Below are 17,021 nucleotides of genomic sequence, written 5' to 3'. Positions count from 1 at the left end.
GACTTTATCCGCCGTAATGGAGGCCATATTATTGCCCTGCTCAGGGCGCAGTACACACTGATTCTTGCCATAACCGCCAATCAACCCCGGATCTGTCGGACCATAAAGCGTGATGTTGGGGCGGTCCAGTGCAGCGGTGAGATGGCTCAATCCCGTATCCACTGAGACTACAGCTTTGGCCCCAGCCAGCGTGCGGGCAACTTGCTCAAGAGTCAGCTTAGGCAGGACTTCGACAAAACTAAACCCTTCGGCCAACCTGATGGCGCGCTGGTGTTCATGTTCAGCACCCCAGGGGAGTTTTATCTTCATCCCACTCTCTGCCAGTAATCCAATCAGCTCACGCCAGTGGCTTTCTGGCCAGTGTTTGGCATCACGCGTGGTCGCATGAAGAAACACCAGATACTGTCCGGAATCGGCTGGTGGCTCACTCAGGAAGTGGTCAGCAATGGCATAATCACCTTCGCTGTCCGGCAGAGCGTAACCCAGACTTTTAGCGAACAGCTCACGGGTTCGCTGCACGGCATGCTGCTTTTTGCTGATTTCGTGGCGTTGGTCATACCACCAGCTGGCGAAAGGTTCTCGCGCGCTTCGGCTGTCCTGACCGTGCTTAACGCCTTTAGCGATGCGCGTCACCAGAGCAGCACTTTTAATCAGCCCCTGCGCATCAATCACCAGATCATAGTGTCGTGACTGGACTTCTCGTTTGAACAGGAAGCGCTCTTCACGCACTTCACTGCCAAACCAGTGCTTACGCCAGCGGCGGATTGCAACGGGGATCACTTTATCCACGGCTGGATGCCAGGCAGGGATCTGAGCGAAGCCTTCCTCAACAACCCAGTCAAAGCGGATGCCAGGAATGGCTCGCATGGCATCGGTCAGCGCAGGAAGGGTGTGCAGCACGTCCCCCATTGAAGAGGTTTTAACTATCAGGACGTGCATGTTTTTTCCTCGTCATGCTCTAACAGGGCCGTCAGCTCGGCGATCACTCGATCAGGGTGAATATCGATAAGGCTCTGATGATACCCCTCTTCCGCATCCCCTTTACGGATCTTATGGTAGCCAGTGATCAGGCGGATGACTCGCGCCTTGTCAGACAGCGGTGGCGTAAAGTCAGGGCTGCTTGGACCATAGAGCGCGACAAGAGGACGATCCAGTGCGGCTGCAATGTGCATCAGACCGGAGTCGTTACTGACTACCGCGCGGCAATGAGCCAGCAAAATAACGGCTTGCTCCAACTGTGTCTCACCTGCCAGATTTCGGCAATGTTCACGCGAATCCGCTTGCAGGCTTTGCAGGATCTGTTCGCCGGTTTCTTTGTCCTTTGCCGACCCAAACAGGACAATTTGATAGCCACGATTGATCAGGCTTTGTGCCAGTTCAGCGTAGTGGTAATGCGGCCAGCGCTTGGCCGGGCCAAATTCCGCACCCGGACAAAAACCTATTGCCGGTCGTTCTGAAGATAAGCCAAACTCAGCCGCCGTTGTCAGCTTTTCCGCCTCATTGACCTGCAGTTTTGGCCACAACAGGGGCTGCGGCAATTGTGCGGCATGGGTAAAACGCTGTTTGTCGTAAGCCAGAGCCACGTAACGTTCGACCATCAGTGGCCACGCGGCTTTATCCAGCACCCGAACATCGTTCAAAAGCCCGTAGCGCATCTCTCCGCGCCAGCCGGTGCGGGTTTTGATATCAGCAAAGAACGGAACTAAAGCGGATTTGAAAGAGTTGGGCAGCACGTAAGCCCGATCGTAGCCTTTGCTGCGCAAGGCTTTGCCAAGACGACGGCGCTCGCCTAACTCCAGCGCGCCATGGCCCAGCGGCATCGCCAGCGCTTCGTTGACCTCTGGCATGCGTGACAACAGAGGACGGCACCATGCAGGTGCCATCACATCAATCACGGCGTCAGGTTCAGCGGCCTTCAGCGTGCGATAGAGACTTTGCGACATCATCATATCGCCAACCCAGGACGGGCCGATTACCAGAATTTTCATTGCCGGGCCCCGTTACGCCTTGCGGTTCAGCCATGCCATATAGTCAGCCACGCCTTCGGCAACTGTTTTGAACGGTTTGTCATAGCCCGCTGCCAGCAGATTAGTTTGATCGGCTTGCGTATAGGCCTGATAACGTCCCTTCAGTTTTTCAGGGAAAGGAATGTATTCGATTTCCCCTTTCTGGTGGAAGTTCAGCGCAGCATCAGCCACTTCCTGGAACGACTCGGCACGGCCCGTACCGCAGTTGAAGATGCCGGAGACATTATTTTCCCAGAACCACAGGTTCACAGACGCCACATCTTCTACGTAGATGAAATCACGCTTAAAGGTGTCGCTGCCTTCAAACAGCTTTGGATTTTCGCCGTTGGTCAACTGGGTATTCAGGTGGAAAGCAACGCTCGCCATACTGCCTTTATGGCCTTCACGCGGACCATAGACGTTGAAGTAGCGGAAACCACAAACCTGCGAACCCGCTTCCGGCAGGATCTGACGGACATAATGGTCGAACAGCATTTTGGAATAACCGTAGACGTTCAGCGGCTCTTCATACTGACGCTCTTCGATAAAGTTGTCGTTACGGCCGCCATAAGTGGCTGCGGAAGAGGCATACAGGAACGGAATTTCGTGCTCTAAGCAGTAGTGCAGTAACTCTTTGGAGTACTGATAGTTGTTGTCCATCATGTACTTGCCATCCCACTCGGTGGTGGCTGAGCAGGCACCTTCATGGAAGACCGCTTCCACATCGCCGAAGTCTTCATCGGCCAGAATGCTAATCAGGAAGTCTTCTTTGTCCATGTAATCGGCAATATTTAGATCGACCAGATTGACGAATTTGGTGCCGTCTTTCAGATTGTCGACGACCAGGATATCGGTATGGCCTTTCTCGTTAAGGGCTTTGATGATGTTGCTGCCGATAAGTCCTGCGCCGCCGGTGACGATAATCATGAGCATTAACCTTTAAAGAGGGGGGTGAAACGGGAGGTTTCACACGCTAATGCCTCTTATCATAACATCTGATGCGGCGTCAGGCAGCCAGATGACTCCGTAACGGAATGTAATTGTTGGAAGCTGGCGTTAATTATGCTGCGAAAATCACACTACACGATCTGTATCCTCGTCCCAATCCACTCCCTTCAGTAAGATATTCCGTTACTAAGCCTGTTTCGGAGTATGAAAATGTCATTGCCATTTTATCAGCAACTTACGCAACAATTACGGGAAGTAGAGGCTGAAGGGCTGTTTAAGTCTGAGCGGCTGATTACCTCTGCTCAACAGGCCAATATCGAACTGGCGGGCGGCGGGAAAGTCGTTAACTTCTGCGCGAATAATTATCTGGGGTTGGCTAACCATCCCGCGCTGATAGCCGCGGCGAAAGAAGGCATGGACAGCCATGGATTTGGCATGGCTTCGGTGCGTTTCATTTGCGGCACTCAGGACAGCCATAAAGAGCTGGAAAAACGGCTGGCTGAGTTTTTGGGGATGGAAGACGCGATTCTCTATTCCTCCTGCTTTGATGCGAACGGCGGTTTATTCGAAACGCTGCTTGGGCAGGAAGATGCGATCATTTCTGATGCCTTGAACCACGCTTCGATTATCGATGGCGTGCGGCTTTGCAAAGCTAAACGATATCGTTATGCCAATAACGATATGGCTGAGCTGGAAGCGCGACTGGAAGAGGCGAAAAGGGCAGGGGCTCGCCATATTATGATCGCCACCGACGGCGTTTTCTCTATGGATGGTGTGATTGCCAACCTGAAAGGCATTTGTGATCTGGCCGACAGCTACGGGGCTCTGGTGATGGTTGACGACTCCCATGCCGTTGGATTTGTAGGGGCAGGTGGTCGGGGAACTCACGAATACTGCGAAGTCATGGGGCGGGTCGATATCCTTACCGGGACGCTGGGCAAAGCGCTGGGCGGCGCTTCAGGGGGATACACAGCCGCCAGGAAAGAGGTGATTGAATGGCTTCGCCAGCGGTCGCGGCCTTATCTGTTCTCAAACTCACTGGCGCCGGCAATTGTAGCCGCCTCAATCCGGGTACTGGATATGCTGACGGAAGGCGATGGTTTGCGTCAGCGCCTGTGGGACAACGCGATGTTTTTCCGGGCCGAAATGACCAAAGCCGGATTTACCCTGGCCGGGGCCGATCACGCCATTATTCCGGTGATGCTTGGGGAAGCAAAAGTGGCTCAGGAGTTTTCACGGCTTTTGCAGCAGGAAGGCATTTACGTTACCGGCTTCTTCTATCCGGTTGTGCCAAAAGGGCAGGCAAGGATCCGCACGCAAATTTCTGCCGGACACAGCCATGAACAGCTAGTTCATGCGGTGGAAGCTTTCAGGCGGATTGGTAAAAAACTGGGCGTTATCGCCTGAAAGGAGCCGTGATGAAAGCATTAGCGAAACTGCGGGCGGAAGAAGGGATCTGGATGGTCAACGATGCGCCCATTCCTGAGCCCGGTCACAATGACCTGCTGATTAAAATCCGTAAAACCGCCATTTGCGGCACTGATGTACATATCTATAACTGGGATGAGTGGTCACAAAAAACCATCCCCGTACCGATGATTACCGGGCATGAATATGTTGGCGAAGTGGTTGGTATTGGCCAGGAAGTGAAGGGCTTTTCGCTTGGCGACCGGGTTTCCGGGGAAGGGCATATTACCTGCGGTCACTGCCGAAATTGTCGGGCAGGTAGAACGCATCTGTGCCGGAATACGGTGGGTGTTGGCGTGAACCGCCAGGGCTGTTTTGCGGAATATCTGGTGATCCCCGCGTTCAATGCGTTTCGTATTCCCGATAACATTTCGGATGAGCTAGCTGCGATCTTCGATCCCTTCGGCAATGCGGTTCATACCGCTCTCTCCTTTGATTTGGTCGGCGAGGATGTGCTGATTTCAGGCGCAGGTCCGATTGGCATCATGGCTGCGGCTATCTGCCGTCATGTGGGGGCCAGGCATGTGGTGATCACGGATGTTAACGACTATCGCCTCGAACTGGCCCGTAAGATGGGCGTGACCCGGGCTGTGAATGTCGGCCAGCAGAAGCTCGAAGAGGTGATGCACGAGCTGGGCATGACCGAAGGATTTGATGTGGGGCTGGAGATGTCCGGCGCACCGGCAGCGTTCCGAACCCTGTTAAGCGTGATGAATAACGGTGGGCGAATTGCTCTGCTGGGCATTCCCCCTTCAGAGATGTCGATTGACTGGAATCAGGTGATTTTCAAAGGGCTGTTTATCAAAGGGATTTATGGCCGGGAGATGTTCGAAACCTGGTACAAAATGGCCGCGCTGATCCAGTCAGGGCTGGATATCACGCCGATCATTACCCACAGATTCGGCATTGATGATTTTCAGGCTGGGTTTGATCAGATGCGTTCAGGGCAATCAGGCAAAGTGATTCTGGACTGGTAACTGATGTGCAGGGTCGGCAAGGTGCCGACCCTTTTTATAGCGCTACTTAAGCTTTTCCGCATCCGTCAGATAGCGAACTTTACGGGTGTAATCCTGGCCTTTAAAGGTTAAAGGCGTTTCAGCCGCCTGCAGATATTTTTGCCATTCAGAAAGCGGGAAGCCGCCATGGGCGCCCACCACTTCTTTCGGCACGACGGCGGTACTGCCACCAATCTTCTTCGAGACCGGCCAGTTCATCCAGTCACCAAGGTTTACCGTCTTCAGATCCAGCATATCCAGAAGTGCTGCCAGCGGTAGCTGATCGGTTGGTGGCTGCGAGTCATCCATTAATTCCCACGTATCCTGGAAAAGTGTCAACCAGAGTGGGCAAATGCGCTTCCACGTTTGACGTGTAGCGGCAAGAAATGCGCCGTTCACATGGTCGACGATAAAAGGCCTGACGCTGTTGCGATAGTAAGCCGGACGATTTTGTTCAGGCGCATTAGCCAGTTTGGCGATCATCTTGCCCTGGCGGAAGCTCGAGTAAATATGCCCGTCATGCATACGGATATCGGGCATTTTTAGCAGGTTGAGATCGGAATCGATCATCAAAACTCCGTCCGTTTTCGCCTGCAGGGGGGCCTGTAGTTTGATTAAGCGGCTGCGATAAATTTGTTTATACCGGTAGTTTTCTTCCCGCAGCGGCACCTCTAAGGTCACAACGCGGGTCTTAGCCGGTAGCTCACCAAACTGCTCCGCAGCTTGATCGGAGACGATCACGATCTCTTCAGCATCAGGTGCAAACCGCGAGGCAAACAGTGCGCTTAATGTGGCCTCTTCCACGAAGTCAGCGCCCGTACAGGGAATGACAATTGAAGTGACTGGCGTATTTCCCTGCACCTCTTTCTGCTGATACGAAAGATTATGGCGGGATCGGATGTAGCGGAACTGAGGATTCAGGAATTCAAACATGCGAAGAGTTTCCGTGTGACGCATTTTTCAAAATAGATCCCACGCCGGCGACATAATGCTCAATAGCATAGTGCGCTTTTACGTTGGCGTTGGCCTGTTGCAATAAGGTTGTGCGTTTATCCGCATCGAGATACAGCGTTTTCATCTGCTCAAACAAGGTATCCGTGTCGCCATAATCGAATAATAATCCCGTTTTATCCGGCGAAATTAGCTCGGCTGTGCCGGTGACTTTTGAGCCAATTACCGCGGTGTTCAGCAGCATGGCTTCCAGCACTACGCGCGGTAAGCCCTCGCTTTTGGATGCCAGAATAAACACATCAAGCGCGGCCAGATACTCTAACGCGTTGGGGCGAAAACCGGTAAAAATCACGCGATCCTGAATTCCCGCCTGAGCAGCCTGACGTTTCAACGCGGCTTCTTCCGGGCCTTCGCCCAGAATGACCATTCGCCAGTCAGCCTCGGGGAACTCCCCGGCAAATTTTGCCAGAGCCTGCAAAATATGGTGATTAGATTTGCGGGGGATCAACGATCCGATGCTACCGAAAACAAAGGTGCTGTTATCCAGCGCCAGTAACTGTTGTCGCATCGCGTCGCGTTCTGGCAAAGGTTGCCAGATGTCGATGGCATTGAAGACGGTAAAGCATTTTTCGGCGTTGACGCCATTGGTAATCAGCACCTCACGCACGCCATTAGAGACCGCAATGACGGCATCCGCGCGTTGGTTCACCATGTCTACCAGCTCGCGGTTCATGACGGGTTCAATCCTGCAATGCTGGACTAGCGTTACTGGCAAGTCTGCGGCAGCAAGATAGCCTTCAGCGTTAGATCCCGGCTGGTTATTCATGTAGAGCAAATCGATATGATGGCGAGCTATCGCCTGTCCGATGAGCCTGGCATTGGGCTTGATCCGCCAGAGCATATCTACCCAGCGCGTGGCTTTCAGTCTTAAAGTTCGATTGAAAAATACCAGCGATCTCAGCAGCTCTTTACTGATTTTTGCCCAGCGAGGCTGCTTGCGCTGCGGGATGAACATCACAGGAATGCTCAGTGCTTCCAGCACCTCTGCAATGGTGTCACCTTTACCGCGGCGGTAATTATGGTAGAAGCAGCAGCGGATATCGAACTGGCTGCGGTCAATGCGCTTTAACAGCTCGAGCATGCTGTTGGTGCCGCCACCCCATTCATTACCGGTATCCAGTAACAGAATTTTTTTACGCTGATCTTCCATGTGGCCGCGACTCTCTGGGCCTGCGCCCCTTCAATGAGGGGCGCAGCAGAAAAATTAAGGTTGGGTCCCGAGATCGAACTTCAACCCGCTAAAGTTAGTATCGATATAGCGCATACCTGCGCTGTTGCCAATACTTTCGGCAACCACGTTCAACGCGCGGGTTGCCGGGACCGGCTCAATCTTCACTGGACAGGTTTTCACGCCCCGGAACGGATTACGTAGTTTATCAACAGGTGGCAACGACTGATGGCCGTCGGATTGCGGCTCGTTCAGCAACTGACTCGGGCGTACCAGCGTGATATCTGCCGGCAGCGTTGGCAGCATTTCCTGTAACACCTTCACCGTGGTGGGATGCGGATGGCCGATGGCAATGGCTGAACCATTACGCTGTGCAAGACGTACGGCCCTGGTGAACTGTTTGCGAATATCCGCCTCGTTCTGGGTATCGTCCAGGAACACACGACGCTTCAGTACTTTGACACTGGTACCCGCAGCGGCGCGAGTAGACTGACTGTTGCCGATAGTCATGCTGTCCAGGAAATAGAAATTATAGTGATCCAGAACCTGCATCACTTTTTGCATCCCTGGCAGACTGGACGTCATTGCGCTGCCCATATGATTGTTCAGACCTACCGCATAAGGGACATCGGCCACGGCTTCACGGATAATGCGTTCAATTTCCGCACTGGACATGTCCGGGCGCAGGGTGTCTTTTTCCAGCGGTTGTTTGCTCAATGGCGCCATCGGCAGATGGATCAGCACTTCATGACCCAGCTGATGCGCTTTAGTCGCCATCTCGCGAGCGTGGGTGGCGTTAGGCAGTACCGCTACAGAAATGTTTTTCGGCATCTGCAAAACCTGATTCTCTTGTTTCGGACGATAGCCAAAATCATCAATGACGATAGAGAGTTTTCCGGCGTGTGCTGTGCAGGCCATCAGCAGGCCCGCCAGCACGCCACTCATTTTGCGGAGGTGTGACAAAAGTTATTTTCCTAACCACGGAAGTGGATTGACGGCCTGTCCCTGGCGTCGGATTTCGAAATAGAGTGAAGGCGTGCCCCGGCCGCCACTGGTCCCGACCAGTGCGATTGGCTGTCCTGCCTTAACCTGAGTTCCCACGCTCACCAATGCGCTTTGGTTGTAGCCGTAAAGGCTCATATCCCCTTTACCGTGCTCTACCACCACTACCAGGCCGTAGCCCTGTAGCCAGTCGGCCATCAGTACGCGGCCATCTGCAATGGCTTTCACCTCGGTGCCTTCAGGGGCATCAATCACCAGGCCTTTCCAGCGTAGCTCACCCTGCAGCTGTTCGCCGAAGCGGTGTTCAATCGTGCCGCGCACCGGCCATAAAGCCTGACCGGATGGACGGCCTAACCCGCCGGTTCGCGCCATCAGAGAACGCTCGCCTTCGGTGGTTTTGTAAGTTGTCCCTTTGCTCTTCGCCTGAGCCTGACGCTGGCGGACCTTTTCAGCCTCGCGCGCTTCTTTCTCTGCTCTGGCTTTGGCTTCCCGTTCCGCCTTCGCTATTTTGTCTCGCAGGCGGCTTTCGTTTTCCCGCATATCGACCAGCAAAGCCTGATCTTTTTCGAGTGAGGACTCCAGCGTGATCAGCGTTTTCTTGCGGGCTACTCGCGCCCCTTCCAGCTTCTGCTGTTGCGACTGTTGCTGTTCCAGCAAGGATTTCTGCTGAGCCTGTTTATCCACCAGGGAGGCTTTCTGGGCTGAAAGGTCGCTGCGGGTCTTTTTCAGGTCATCGATTGATTTTTGCCGGGCATCGTTCAGGTAGCCGAAATAGGACAGGATGCGTTCACTGCGCTGGCTCTCTTCTCCGCTCAGGACCAGCTGTACTCCGCTGTGTTGCCCCTGACGGAAAGCCGCGTCCAGTTGCTCGCCAAGCAGTTTCTCCTGGCTGGCTTGCTGAGCCTGAAGCTTGCTGATAGACGCGGTCAAAGAGGAAATATCTTTATTCAGCCCGGTGAGGGTGATTTGAGTTTCACGCAGCTGGCGACTGGCCTGAGCAATGATTTTTTCCTGGCTGGTCAGCTGGGCTAAAAGTTTGCCGCGCTGCTGTTTTTGCTGCAGAACGCTTTTCTCTTTTGCCGCGATATCCTGCTGCAGGCTTGAGAGCTGCGTCTTGTTATCATCGGCGGCGGCGCTGGCAAAAGACGACAGCAAAAGACCGGCGCAAAGTACGCTGGCAGACAGGGTGAACACCTGAGATCGCAACAGAACGCCGGTGGCCGATCCGTTACCCTGGGTTCGTAAATATGAAACTGACGCTTTTTCCCTCATAGGACAGGATTATTCCACGATGAACAGCAGCTTACCAGCCATCTGTCCCGGCTTTTGCATTTCCAGCAGTGACAGCATTGCCTGAAACCGCTCCGCGAGCAGGCGATCCTCCGGGGAAGTCAGGGGCAGATTTGCACAACAAATAACCGCTCAGGATTGCAGCGAACTCAAGCTGACACGGGCATTTACACTTAAGGCAATTTTTTTTGGGAATCTGCCTCAGAAAACGCAACTCTGACGGCTTCATGACTGTACATGACAACACTGGCAGGTATACTCAGAAGCCTTGTTTTAGCTTATTAACCCTTTCGGGAGTTGTTACCCCTCATGCAAGATATTATGCAGTTCGCAGGCAGCCACACCATTCTTAGTCTGGCGTGGGTTGTCCTGTTGGTTTTGGTGATCGTGACTACCGTTAAGGGTATGTTTTCCAAGATAAAAACGATTAGCCGCGGTGAAGCAACCCGTTTAATTAATAAAGAAGAAGCCGTGGTGGTCGATGTGCGTGGGCGTGATGACTACCGTAAAGGCCATATCTCCAATGCCATCAACGTGCTGGCCGCTGACATTAAAAAAGGCAGCTTTGGCGAATTAGAGAAGCATAAAGCCCAACCCATTATCGTGGTTTGTGCCAACGGCACATCCGCTGCAGAACCCGCTGCTCAACTGAACGCTGCCGGTTTTGAAAACGTGTCTGTGCTGAAAGATGGCGTCTCCGGCTGGAGTGGTGAAAACCTGCCGCTGGTGCGTGGTAAGTAAGACTCAGGCAGTGATGCGCAGCACTTTGTTGGCTGTGAAGACCAGTTCGCGCTAAAGGGCTTTTCTGGCCTCGACCTGCTACTTAAATAAGACGGGCGAGTGGCGAATAACGGATTATTAACCAATAGGATTACGTAACATGTCAGAGCAAAACAACACCGAGATGGCTTTTCAAATCCAGCGTATTTACACCAAGGATATCTCTTTCGAAGCGCCTAACGCGCCTCAGGTTTTCCAGAAAGAGTGGGAACCAGAAGTGAAACTGGATTTGGATACCGCTTCAAGCCAGCTGGCAGACGATGTTTATGAAGTCGTGCTGCGCGTAACCGTAACGGCTACCGTAGGTGAAGATACTGCGTTCCTGTGTGAAGTTCAGCAGGCAGGTATTTTCTCTATCTCCGGCATCGAAGGCAACCAGATGGCACATTGTCTGGGCGCATACGCGCCGAACATCCTGTTCCCGTATGCTCGCGAATGCATCACCAGCCTGGTTTCACGCGGCACCTTCCCGCAGCTTAACCTGGCGCCAGTGAATTTTGACGCGCTGTTCATGAACTATCTGCAGCAGTCGAACGAAGGCGCCGCTCCTCAACAGGATGCATAATGCCTCACGCTAACGCTTCAATGAGCGTCCTCGGTGCCGGATCTTACGGCACCGCTTTAGCCATCACGCTGGCCCGTAACGGGCACAACGTGGTGTTGTGGGGACATAACCCACACCATCAGGCTCAGCTTCAGGCTGACCGCTGTAATGTGGCTTTCCTGCCCGATGTTCCTTTCCCTGATTCGTTGAGCCTTGAAACCGATTTGGCCAGTGCTATTGCTGCCAGTCGCGATCTGCTGGTGGTCGTTCCCAGCCATGTGTTCGGCGATGTTTTACAGCAAATCAAACCCTATCTGCGTGCTGATTCCCGAATTGTCTGGGCCACGAAAGGTCTGGAGAAAGAGACGGGGCGTCTGCTGCAGGATGTTGCGCGTGAGATCCTCGGCCCGGATATTCCGCTGGCGGTGATTTCAGGCCCGACCTTCGCCAAAGAGTTGGCTGCTGGTCTGCCTACGGCGATTGCCCTGGCGGCAACGGATGCCGACTTTGCAAATGACTTACAAACGCTGCTGCATTGCGGTAAAAGCTTCCGTGTTTACAACAACCCGGACTTTACTGGCGTCCAGCTCGGCGGCGCAGTGAAAAACGTTATCGCTATTGGCGCAGGTATTTCGGATGGGATTGGCTTTGGTGCTAATGCCCGTACCGCGTTAATCACTCGTGGCCTGGCAGAAATGACCCGTTTGGGGACAGCCCTTGGCGCCGATCCAACCACCTTCATGGGCATGGCTGGATTGGGTGATTTGGTCCTGACCTGTACCGATAATCAGTCACGTAACCGTCGCTTCGGCATGATGCTGGGGCAGGGAATTGACGTGGAAACGGCGCAAAATACCATTGGTCAGGTAGTGGAAGGTTTCCGAAATACGAAAGAGGTTAAGGCTCTGGCTGCGCGTTGCGGCGTGGAGATGCCCATAACCGAGCAAATTTATCAGGTTCTGTATTGCGAAAAAAATGCGCGAGAGGCAGCATTGAGCTTACTTGGGCGCACAAGGAAAGACGAAAACAGCGCCAGTTGAGAAAGGGATGCAAACTGATATAGCGTGCTGGGCCAACGCCGGGCGCTATTTTTTGATGTGGAGAGAGCAATGCCGTGTGTAGAACCTGAACTGGTCTGGGATTATATCAAAGCGGAAGCGCGAGCTCTGGCTGACTGCGAACCGATGCTGGCCAGTTTTTACCACGCAACGCTGCTCAAGCACGATGACCTGGGAAGTGCGCTGAGCTACATGCTCGCCAATAAGCTGGCCAATCCGATCATGCCTGCCATCGCTATCCGTGAAATCGTGCAGGAAGCGTATAAGCAAGACCCTTCGATGATCCAGTCGGCTGCCTGTGATATTCAGGCTGTCCGTCAGCGCGACCCGGCGATCGACAAATACTCGACTCCTTTGCTGTACCTGAAAGGCTTTCACGCCTTACAGGCTTATCGCATCGGTCACTGGTTGTGGAATGAAGGGCGTCGCGCGCTGGCTGTTTATCTTCAGAACGAAGTGTCGGTCTCTTTTGCTGTGGATATTCATCCGGCAGCCAAAATTGGCCGCGGGATCATGCTCGACCACGCCACCGGCATTGTGATCGGCGAAACGGCAGTCATCGAAGACGACGTCTCAATCCTGCAATCGGTCACACTCGGCGGTACTGGTAAAACCAGCGGCGACCGTCATCCTAAAATTCGGGAAGGGGTGATGATTGGAGCCGGGGCAAAAATCCTCGGCAATATCGAAGTGGGACGCGGTGCGAAGATTGGTGCCGGTTCAGTGGTTCTGCAACCTGTTCCCCCTCACACCACCGCTGCTGGCGTACCTGCACGTATCGTGGGTAAGCCGAGCAGTGATAAGCCTTCGATGGAAATGGACCAGCATTTTAACGGCACGGTTCCAGGCTTCGAATTTGGCGACGGGATCTGACGCCTACGCCTTCACCACTGCGCCAGCATAATCCAGCTGGCGCCACGCTTCATACACCACCACTGAAACGGCATTAGACAAATTCATGCTGCGGCTGTCTGGCTGCATCGGAATGCGGATCTTCTGCTGTGCTGGCAGCGCATTCAGAATGTCTGCTGGCAATCCTCGTGTTTCCGGGCCAAACAACAAGTAATCACCCGGCTGATAACTCACCGCGCTGTGCGCTGGCGTGCCTTTCGTGGTTAGCGCAAACAGCCGTTGTGGCGCTTCTGCAGACAGAAACGCGGCGTAATCAGCGTGGTGTTTGATGGCGGTGAACTCATGGTAATCAAGGCCGGCACGGCGCAGACGCTTATCATCCCAGGCAAAGCCCAGCGGCTCAATCAAATGCAGTTGAAAGCCAGTATTGGCGCAAAGGCGGATGATATTCCCGGTATTGGGGGGGATTTCAGGTTCAAATAAAACGATATTCAGCATCGACGACGGCCCTCATTAGCGAGGGCCGTAGCATAGCAAAAAATCAGGCTTTGCTGGAATAGAGCGGAAGCCAGATTGTCAGACGCAGACCACCCAACGGGCTGTCATCCGCTTTGACCCAGCCATGGTGCTGCTGAATAGCGGTATCAACAATCGCCAGACCCAATCCGGTTCCACCTGATTCGCGGTCACGAGCCTCATCCGTGCGGTAGAAAGGCCGGAAAATCTGCTCGCGATCCTCAGCACTAACGCCTGGGCCATCATCATCTACGTGGATGGTAATGCCCTGTTTATCAACAGAAAAACTGACGTCGATTTTGGAATAAGAGTAACGCAACGCATTCCTGACGATATTCTCCAGCGCACTGTCCAACGCACTCGGGTTACCGTACAACGGCCAGGGTCCTGGCGGATAAGGCACTTCCAGCGTTTTGCCCATCTGTTCAGCTTCGAACTTCGCATCATCCAGCACGCCAGACCAGAGTTGGTTAGCTTTCATCGCTTCACTGACCAGCGCATTTTTGTGCTGAGTACGGGAGAGAACCAGCAGGTCGTTAATCATGCCATCAAGCCGCTGTGCTTCCATTTCGATGCGCTGCAGCTCTTTGCCTTCGCCCTGACGGCGGCGCATTAAAGCGGTTGCCAGTTGCAGGCGAGTCAATGGCGTGCGGAGCTCGTGTGAGATATCCGACAGCAGACGTTGCTGACCGGTCATCATTCTTTCCAGAGCGCTAACCATCTGGTTGAAGCTGGCACCGGCGGCCTGGAACTCCTGCGGACCGGCTTCCAGTTCAGGGCGCTGGCGCAGATTACCGGCAGCCACATCATCGGCAGCATGTTTGAGCTTACGGGCCGGTTTGGCGAGACTCCAGGCCAGCCAAAGCAGGAGTGGCGAGCTGATCAGCATGGTCACAATCAGCAAGAGCAGCGGGCGATCAAACAACAGGTTGATAAAGTCCAGCTGTGAGCTGCCCGCCGGGCGGATCAGGTAAAGCTGGTAATTATCTTCGCCGTCGCGCACCGAGAAGGGGCCAACCATCTCAACGCGGCCGTATTTCTTTTTCTGCGGATGATCGGAGTTATCAGACTGGCCGATAAAATTACGGATCACCTGCATTTCGTTATGCTGTGCGCCGATCACGCGACCTTCACTGGTGACCAGTAAAAGCCGTTGACCTGGCGGAGCCCATTTGTCGGTAGCGCGAAACAATCTGCGCCACCACATCAGGTCGTTGGGCGGATCTTGCATCAGTTCCGCTTCAACGTGTTGTTCAATCATGGTGCCCTGACGCTGCTCATTATCCAGCAGCGGCGTCATTTGACGGGTATCCAGCTTTGGCACCATTAAAACCAGCATCAACACCAGTGCCAGGGTCAGCCAGAAAATGGCGAAGATGCGGGTGGTCAGGCTTGAAATCATGTAGCGGAAACCATCAGATAGCCGCGGCCACGCAGTGTTTTAAACCACGGATGGCCATCTTTGCGGTCCGGCAGTTTCCGGCGCAGGTTGGAGATATGCATATCGATCGCCCGATCGAATGGCGTTAAGCGTTTTCCCAGGACTTCCTGGCTCAGATGTTCGCGGGACACTACCTGACCAAGGTGCTGGGCAAGCAGGTACAGCAGGGTGAACTCTGTCCCGGTCAAATCCAGCGTCAGATCGTCGAAACTCGCTTCCTGGCGACCAGGGTTCAGGCGCAGGTGATCGACTTCCAGCGTAGGTGAGCTGTTATCGTGCTGCTGTTGCTGCTCGCTCCAGTTTGAACGGCGTAAAATAGCGCGTATACGAGCCACCAGTTCACGATCGTTAAACGGCTTAGGCAAGTAGTCATCTGCACCCAGTTCCAGGCCCAGAACGCGATCCAGCTCGCTTCCGCGCGCAGTCAACATGATGACCGGCGTTTGGTGTTGCTGACGCAATTCTTTCAGGGTGTCGATACCGTTTTTCTTCGGCATCATAACGTCGAGCAGTAAGAGATCTATCGTGTTATCAATCAGGGTGAGTGCCTGTTCGCCGTCACCGGCAACCAGGACGTCAAACCCTTCCATTTCAAGTAATTCTTTCAGCAGCGAAGTCAATTCGCGGTCATCGTCAACCAACAGGATTTTATTCATTTTTATTGCCCTCCGCAGGCAAAATACCGTGAACGAATGCTGTCATTCCATGACTTTACGTAGTTTTACACCGGCTGACGCATGTTTGCAGCGGGCGCCGTAGACTGGCTCTCGTTGAATCGAAAATGGAAACCAACCTGGGAGTTAACGATGCGCAAAGTTACCGCCGTCGTTGTGGTTCCGGCGCTGATAATCAGTTTCTCCGCCGCCTGTTCTGCAGCAGTGACGACGACTGACGAGATGCATCAAGACAACGCGGCGACACGCAGTATGACGCAAATTCCGCAGAGTCACATGTTTGATGGCATCAATCTCACCGAACAGCAGCGTCAACAGATGCGAGATTTGATGCAACAGGCGCGTCATGACCGTTCTTCCATAAGTATTAACGATTTAGAACAACTGCACGAGAAGATTATTGCAGATAAATTTGACGAAGCGGCCTACAAAGCTCAGCTGGATAAGATTGCACAGGAGGAAGTTGCGCGACAGGTAGAAATAGCCCGCGTACGCAACCAGATGTACCACCTGTTAACGCCAGCCCAGCAGGACGTTTTGAACGAGAAACACCAGCAGCGCATGAGTGAAATGCGCAAGCTAACGAACATGCAGCAGGCTTCATCGCTGCAGGCAGTGAGTAGTACCGGCAGTAACCAGTAACATAGTATCCCTGTTTTTCCTTGCCATAGACACCATCCCTGTCTTCCCCGCCATGATGGCGGGGCTTTTTTTTGCCTGAAATCCAGTATACTTACGCACTCAACTTAGGGGGAGTGTGGCATGGATCAACACTACGCACGTCTGGTGAACAGAGCCGCTTTGGCCGCCACGACGTTGGCTTCGGTACTGCTGTTGGTGAAGATTTTTGCCTGGTGGTACACCGGTTCGGTGAGCCTGCTGGCAGCGCTTGTGGATTCCCTCGTTGATATCGCCGCTTCTCTGACCAATCTTTTTGTGGTCCGTTACTCTCTTCAGCCTGCTGACAGGGAGCATACCTTTGGTCACGGCAAGGCCGAATCGCTGGCTGCTCTGGCCCAAAGCATGTTTATCTCCGGCTCCGCGCTGTTTCTGTTCCTCACTGGTTTACAACATCTGGCAACCCCCAATGAAATGCGCGGTCCCTTAATCGGTATCGTGGTGACATTGGTTGCCCTGTTTTCTACCCTGGTGTTGGTGGCGTTCCAGCGGTGGGTGGTCAAGCGTACTCGCAGCGTGGCTATCCGTGCCGATATGCTTCATTACCAGTCCGATGTGATTATGAACGGGGCGATTCTGCTGGCGTTGGGG

The 17,021-nt window shown here is 53.6% G+C and carries 18 protein-coding genes; 8 read left to right on the top strand and 10 right to left on the bottom strand.

Annotation, left to right across the window (positions count from 1 at the left end):
- From rfaC to rfaD, 3 genes are all read right to left on the bottom strand, one after another.
- Positions 1-939 (bottom strand): lipopolysaccharide heptosyltransferase RfaC (gene rfaC, locus WCC56_RS05660; RefSeq protein ID WP_424691437.1); only part of this gene is annotated, 939 nt, incomplete at its 3' end.
- Positions 927-1,988 carry an ADP-heptose--LPS heptosyltransferase RfaF gene (gene rfaF / locus WCC56_RS05655; RefSeq protein WP_424691436.1) on the bottom strand — a complete coding sequence of 354 codons (1,062 nt, stop codon included), beginning with the start codon at positions 1,986-1,988 and terminating at the stop codon, positions 927-929. The genes rfaC and rfaF, both read right to left, overlap by 13 nt.
- A 12-nt stretch (positions 1,989-2,000) precedes the next feature.
- Positions 2,001-2,933, bottom strand: a complete 933-nt coding sequence (rfaD, locus tag WCC56_RS05650; RefSeq protein WP_424691435.1) for an ADP-glyceromanno-heptose 6-epimerase — start codon at positions 2,931-2,933, stop codon at positions 2,001-2,003.
- Between the two features lie 231 nt (positions 2,934-3,164).
- Between rfaD and WCC56_RS05645 the strand changes: the two genes are divergently transcribed.
- Complete coding sequence (locus tag WCC56_RS05645) at positions 3,165-4,361, top strand: glycine C-acetyltransferase (protein WP_424691434.1); 1,197 nt, start codon at positions 3,165-3,167, stop codon at positions 4,359-4,361.
- A gap of 11 nt (positions 4,362-4,372) precedes the next feature.
- Complete coding sequence (gene tdh, locus WCC56_RS05640; RefSeq protein ID WP_424691433.1) at positions 4,373-5,398, top strand: L-threonine 3-dehydrogenase; 1,026 nt, start codon at positions 4,373-4,375, stop codon at positions 5,396-5,398.
- A gap of 42 nt (positions 5,399-5,440) precedes the next feature.
- Here tdh and WCC56_RS05635 read toward each other — a convergent pair whose 3' ends face one another.
- Genes WCC56_RS05635 through envC form a run of 4 tightly spaced genes read right to left on the bottom strand, consistent with a single transcriptional unit; the run spans position 5,441 to position 9,869 of the window.
- Entirely contained in the window at positions 5,441-6,349 is a 909-nt protein-coding gene (locus WCC56_RS05635; RefSeq protein WP_424691432.1) for a hypothetical protein, read from the bottom strand.
- Positions 6,342-7,577 carry a glycosyltransferase gene (locus WCC56_RS05630; RefSeq protein WP_424691431.1) on the bottom strand — a complete coding sequence of 412 codons (1,236 nt, stop codon included), beginning with the start codon at positions 7,575-7,577 and terminating at the stop codon, positions 6,342-6,344. Before WCC56_RS05630 ends, WCC56_RS05635 begins: the two co-directional genes overlap by 8 nt.
- A 54-nt stretch (positions 7,578-7,631) precedes the next feature.
- Complete coding sequence (locus WCC56_RS05625; protein WP_424691430.1) at positions 7,632-8,558, bottom strand: divergent polysaccharide deacetylase family protein; 927 nt, start codon at positions 8,556-8,558, stop codon at positions 7,632-7,634.
- Positions 8,559-8,561: 3 nt separating this feature from the next.
- On the bottom strand, positions 8,562-9,869 hold the full coding sequence (gene envC, locus WCC56_RS05620; RefSeq protein WP_424691429.1) for a murein hydrolase activator EnvC: 1,308 nt from the start codon (positions 9,867-9,869) through the stop codon (positions 8,562-8,564).
- 327 nt (positions 9,870-10,196) lie between these two features.
- Between envC and WCC56_RS05615 the strand changes: the two genes are divergently transcribed.
- The 4 genes from WCC56_RS05615 (at position 10,197) to cysE (ending at position 13,142) form a co-directional block, all read left to right on the top strand.
- Complete coding sequence (locus WCC56_RS05615; RefSeq protein ID WP_424691428.1) at positions 10,197-10,628, top strand: rhodanese-like domain-containing protein; 432 nt, start codon at positions 10,197-10,199, stop codon at positions 10,626-10,628.
- Positions 10,629-10,767: 139 nt separating this feature from the next.
- Positions 10,768-11,232, top strand: a complete 465-nt coding sequence (gene secB, locus WCC56_RS05610) for a protein-export chaperone SecB (protein ID WP_424691427.1) — start codon at positions 10,768-10,770, stop codon at positions 11,230-11,232.
- Positions 11,232-12,251, top strand: coding sequence for an NAD(P)H-dependent glycerol-3-phosphate dehydrogenase (gene gpsA / locus WCC56_RS05605; protein ID WP_424691426.1), 1,020 nt, complete (start codon positions 11,232-11,234; stop codon positions 12,249-12,251). The genes secB and gpsA overlap by 1 nt, the downstream gene beginning before the upstream one ends.
- Positions 12,252-12,320: 69 nt before the next feature.
- Positions 12,321-13,142, top strand: coding sequence for a serine O-acetyltransferase (gene cysE, locus WCC56_RS05600; protein WP_424691425.1), 822 nt, complete (start codon positions 12,321-12,323; stop codon positions 13,140-13,142).
- Positions 13,143-13,145: 3 nt separating this feature from the next.
- Here the strand turns inward: cysE and trmL are convergent, their stop codons facing one another.
- From trmL to cpxR, 3 genes are read right to left on the bottom strand one after another with little or no spacing between them, the layout of a single operon-like run.
- Complete coding sequence (gene trmL, locus WCC56_RS05595) at positions 13,146-13,619, bottom strand: tRNA (uridine(34)/cytosine(34)/5-carboxymethylaminomethyluridine(34)-2'-O)-methyltransferase TrmL (protein WP_013200127.1); 474 nt, start codon at positions 13,617-13,619, stop codon at positions 13,146-13,148.
- Between the two features lie 43 nt (positions 13,620-13,662).
- On the bottom strand, positions 13,663-15,039 hold the full coding sequence (gene cpxA / locus WCC56_RS05590) for an envelope stress sensor histidine kinase CpxA (protein WP_424691424.1): 1,377 nt from the start codon (positions 15,037-15,039) through the stop codon (positions 13,663-13,665).
- A complete protein-coding gene (cpxR, locus tag WCC56_RS05585; protein WP_424691423.1) occupies positions 15,036-15,734 on the bottom strand; it encodes an envelope stress response regulator transcription factor CpxR in 699 nt (232 codons plus the stop codon). Before cpxR ends, cpxA begins: the two co-directional genes overlap by 4 nt.
- Before the next feature lie 150 nt (positions 15,735-15,884).
- On the opposite strand from cpxR, the gene cpxP reads away from it, so the two are divergent.
- Positions 15,885-16,394, top strand: coding sequence for a cell-envelope stress modulator CpxP (gene cpxP / locus WCC56_RS05580; protein ID WP_424691422.1), 510 nt, complete (start codon positions 15,885-15,887; stop codon positions 16,392-16,394).
- Between the two features lie 120 nt (positions 16,395-16,514).
- The coding region (locus WCC56_RS05575; RefSeq protein WP_424691421.1) for a cation diffusion facilitator family transporter at positions 16,515-17,021 on the top strand (507 nt) is incomplete at its 3' end.

Origin of the sequence: Erwinia sp., from assembly GCF_049696395.1 — a bacterium.
Taxonomy (GTDB): Bacteria; Pseudomonadota; Gammaproteobacteria; order Enterobacterales; family Enterobacteriaceae; genus Erwinia.
This window is presented reverse-complemented; position numbering and strand designations above follow the sequence as displayed.

What these genes read in the sequence shown, in the direction of transcription:
- cysE (WP_424691425.1), top strand. Translation starts at nt 12,321, where the DNA reads ATGCCGTGTGTAGAACCTGAACTGGTCTGGGATTATATCAAAGCGGAA.
- WCC56_RS05645 (WP_424691434.1), top strand. Translation starts at nt 3,165, where the DNA reads ATGTCATTGCCATTTTATCAGCAACTTACGCAACAATTACGGGAAGTA.
- WCC56_RS05615 (WP_424691428.1), top strand. Translation starts at nt 10,197, where the DNA reads ATGCAAGATATTATGCAGTTCGCAGGCAGCCACACCATTCTTAGTCTG.
- trmL (WP_013200127.1), bottom strand. Translation starts at nt 13,619, where the DNA reads ATGCTGAATATCGTTTTATTTGAACCTGAAATCCCCCCCAATACCGGG.
- rfaF (WP_424691436.1), bottom strand. Translation starts at nt 1,988, where the DNA reads ATGAAAATTCTGGTAATCGGCCCGTCCTGGGTTGGCGATATGATGATG.
- rfaD (WP_424691435.1), bottom strand. Translation starts at nt 2,933, where the DNA reads ATGATTATCGTCACCGGCGGCGCAGGACTTATCGGCAGCAACATCATC.
- secB (WP_424691427.1), top strand. Translation starts at nt 10,768, where the DNA reads ATGTCAGAGCAAAACAACACCGAGATGGCTTTTCAAATCCAGCGTATT.
- cpxR (WP_424691423.1), bottom strand. Translation starts at nt 15,734, where the DNA reads ATGAATAAAATCCTGTTGGTTGACGATGACCGCGAATTGACTTCGCTG.
- WCC56_RS05635 (WP_424691432.1), bottom strand. Translation starts at nt 6,349, where the DNA reads ATGTTTGAATTCCTGAATCCTCAGTTCCGCTACATCCGATCCCGCCAT.
- tdh (WP_424691433.1), top strand. Translation starts at nt 4,373, where the DNA reads ATGAAAGCATTAGCGAAACTGCGGGCGGAAGAAGGGATCTGGATGGTC.
- gpsA (WP_424691426.1), top strand. Translation starts at nt 11,232, where the DNA reads ATGCCTCACGCTAACGCTTCAATGAGCGTCCTCGGTGCCGGATCTTAC.
- cpxA (WP_424691424.1), bottom strand. Translation starts at nt 15,039, where the DNA reads ATGATTTCAAGCCTGACCACCCGCATCTTCGCCATTTTCTGGCTGACC.
- WCC56_RS05630 (WP_424691431.1), bottom strand. Translation starts at nt 7,577, where the DNA reads ATGGAAGATCAGCGTAAAAAAATTCTGTTACTGGATACCGGTAATGAA.
- envC (WP_424691429.1), bottom strand. Translation starts at nt 9,869, where the DNA reads ATGAGGGAAAAAGCGTCAGTTTCATATTTACGAACCCAGGGTAACGGA.
- cpxP (WP_424691422.1), top strand. Translation starts at nt 15,885, where the DNA reads ATGCGCAAAGTTACCGCCGTCGTTGTGGTTCCGGCGCTGATAATCAGT.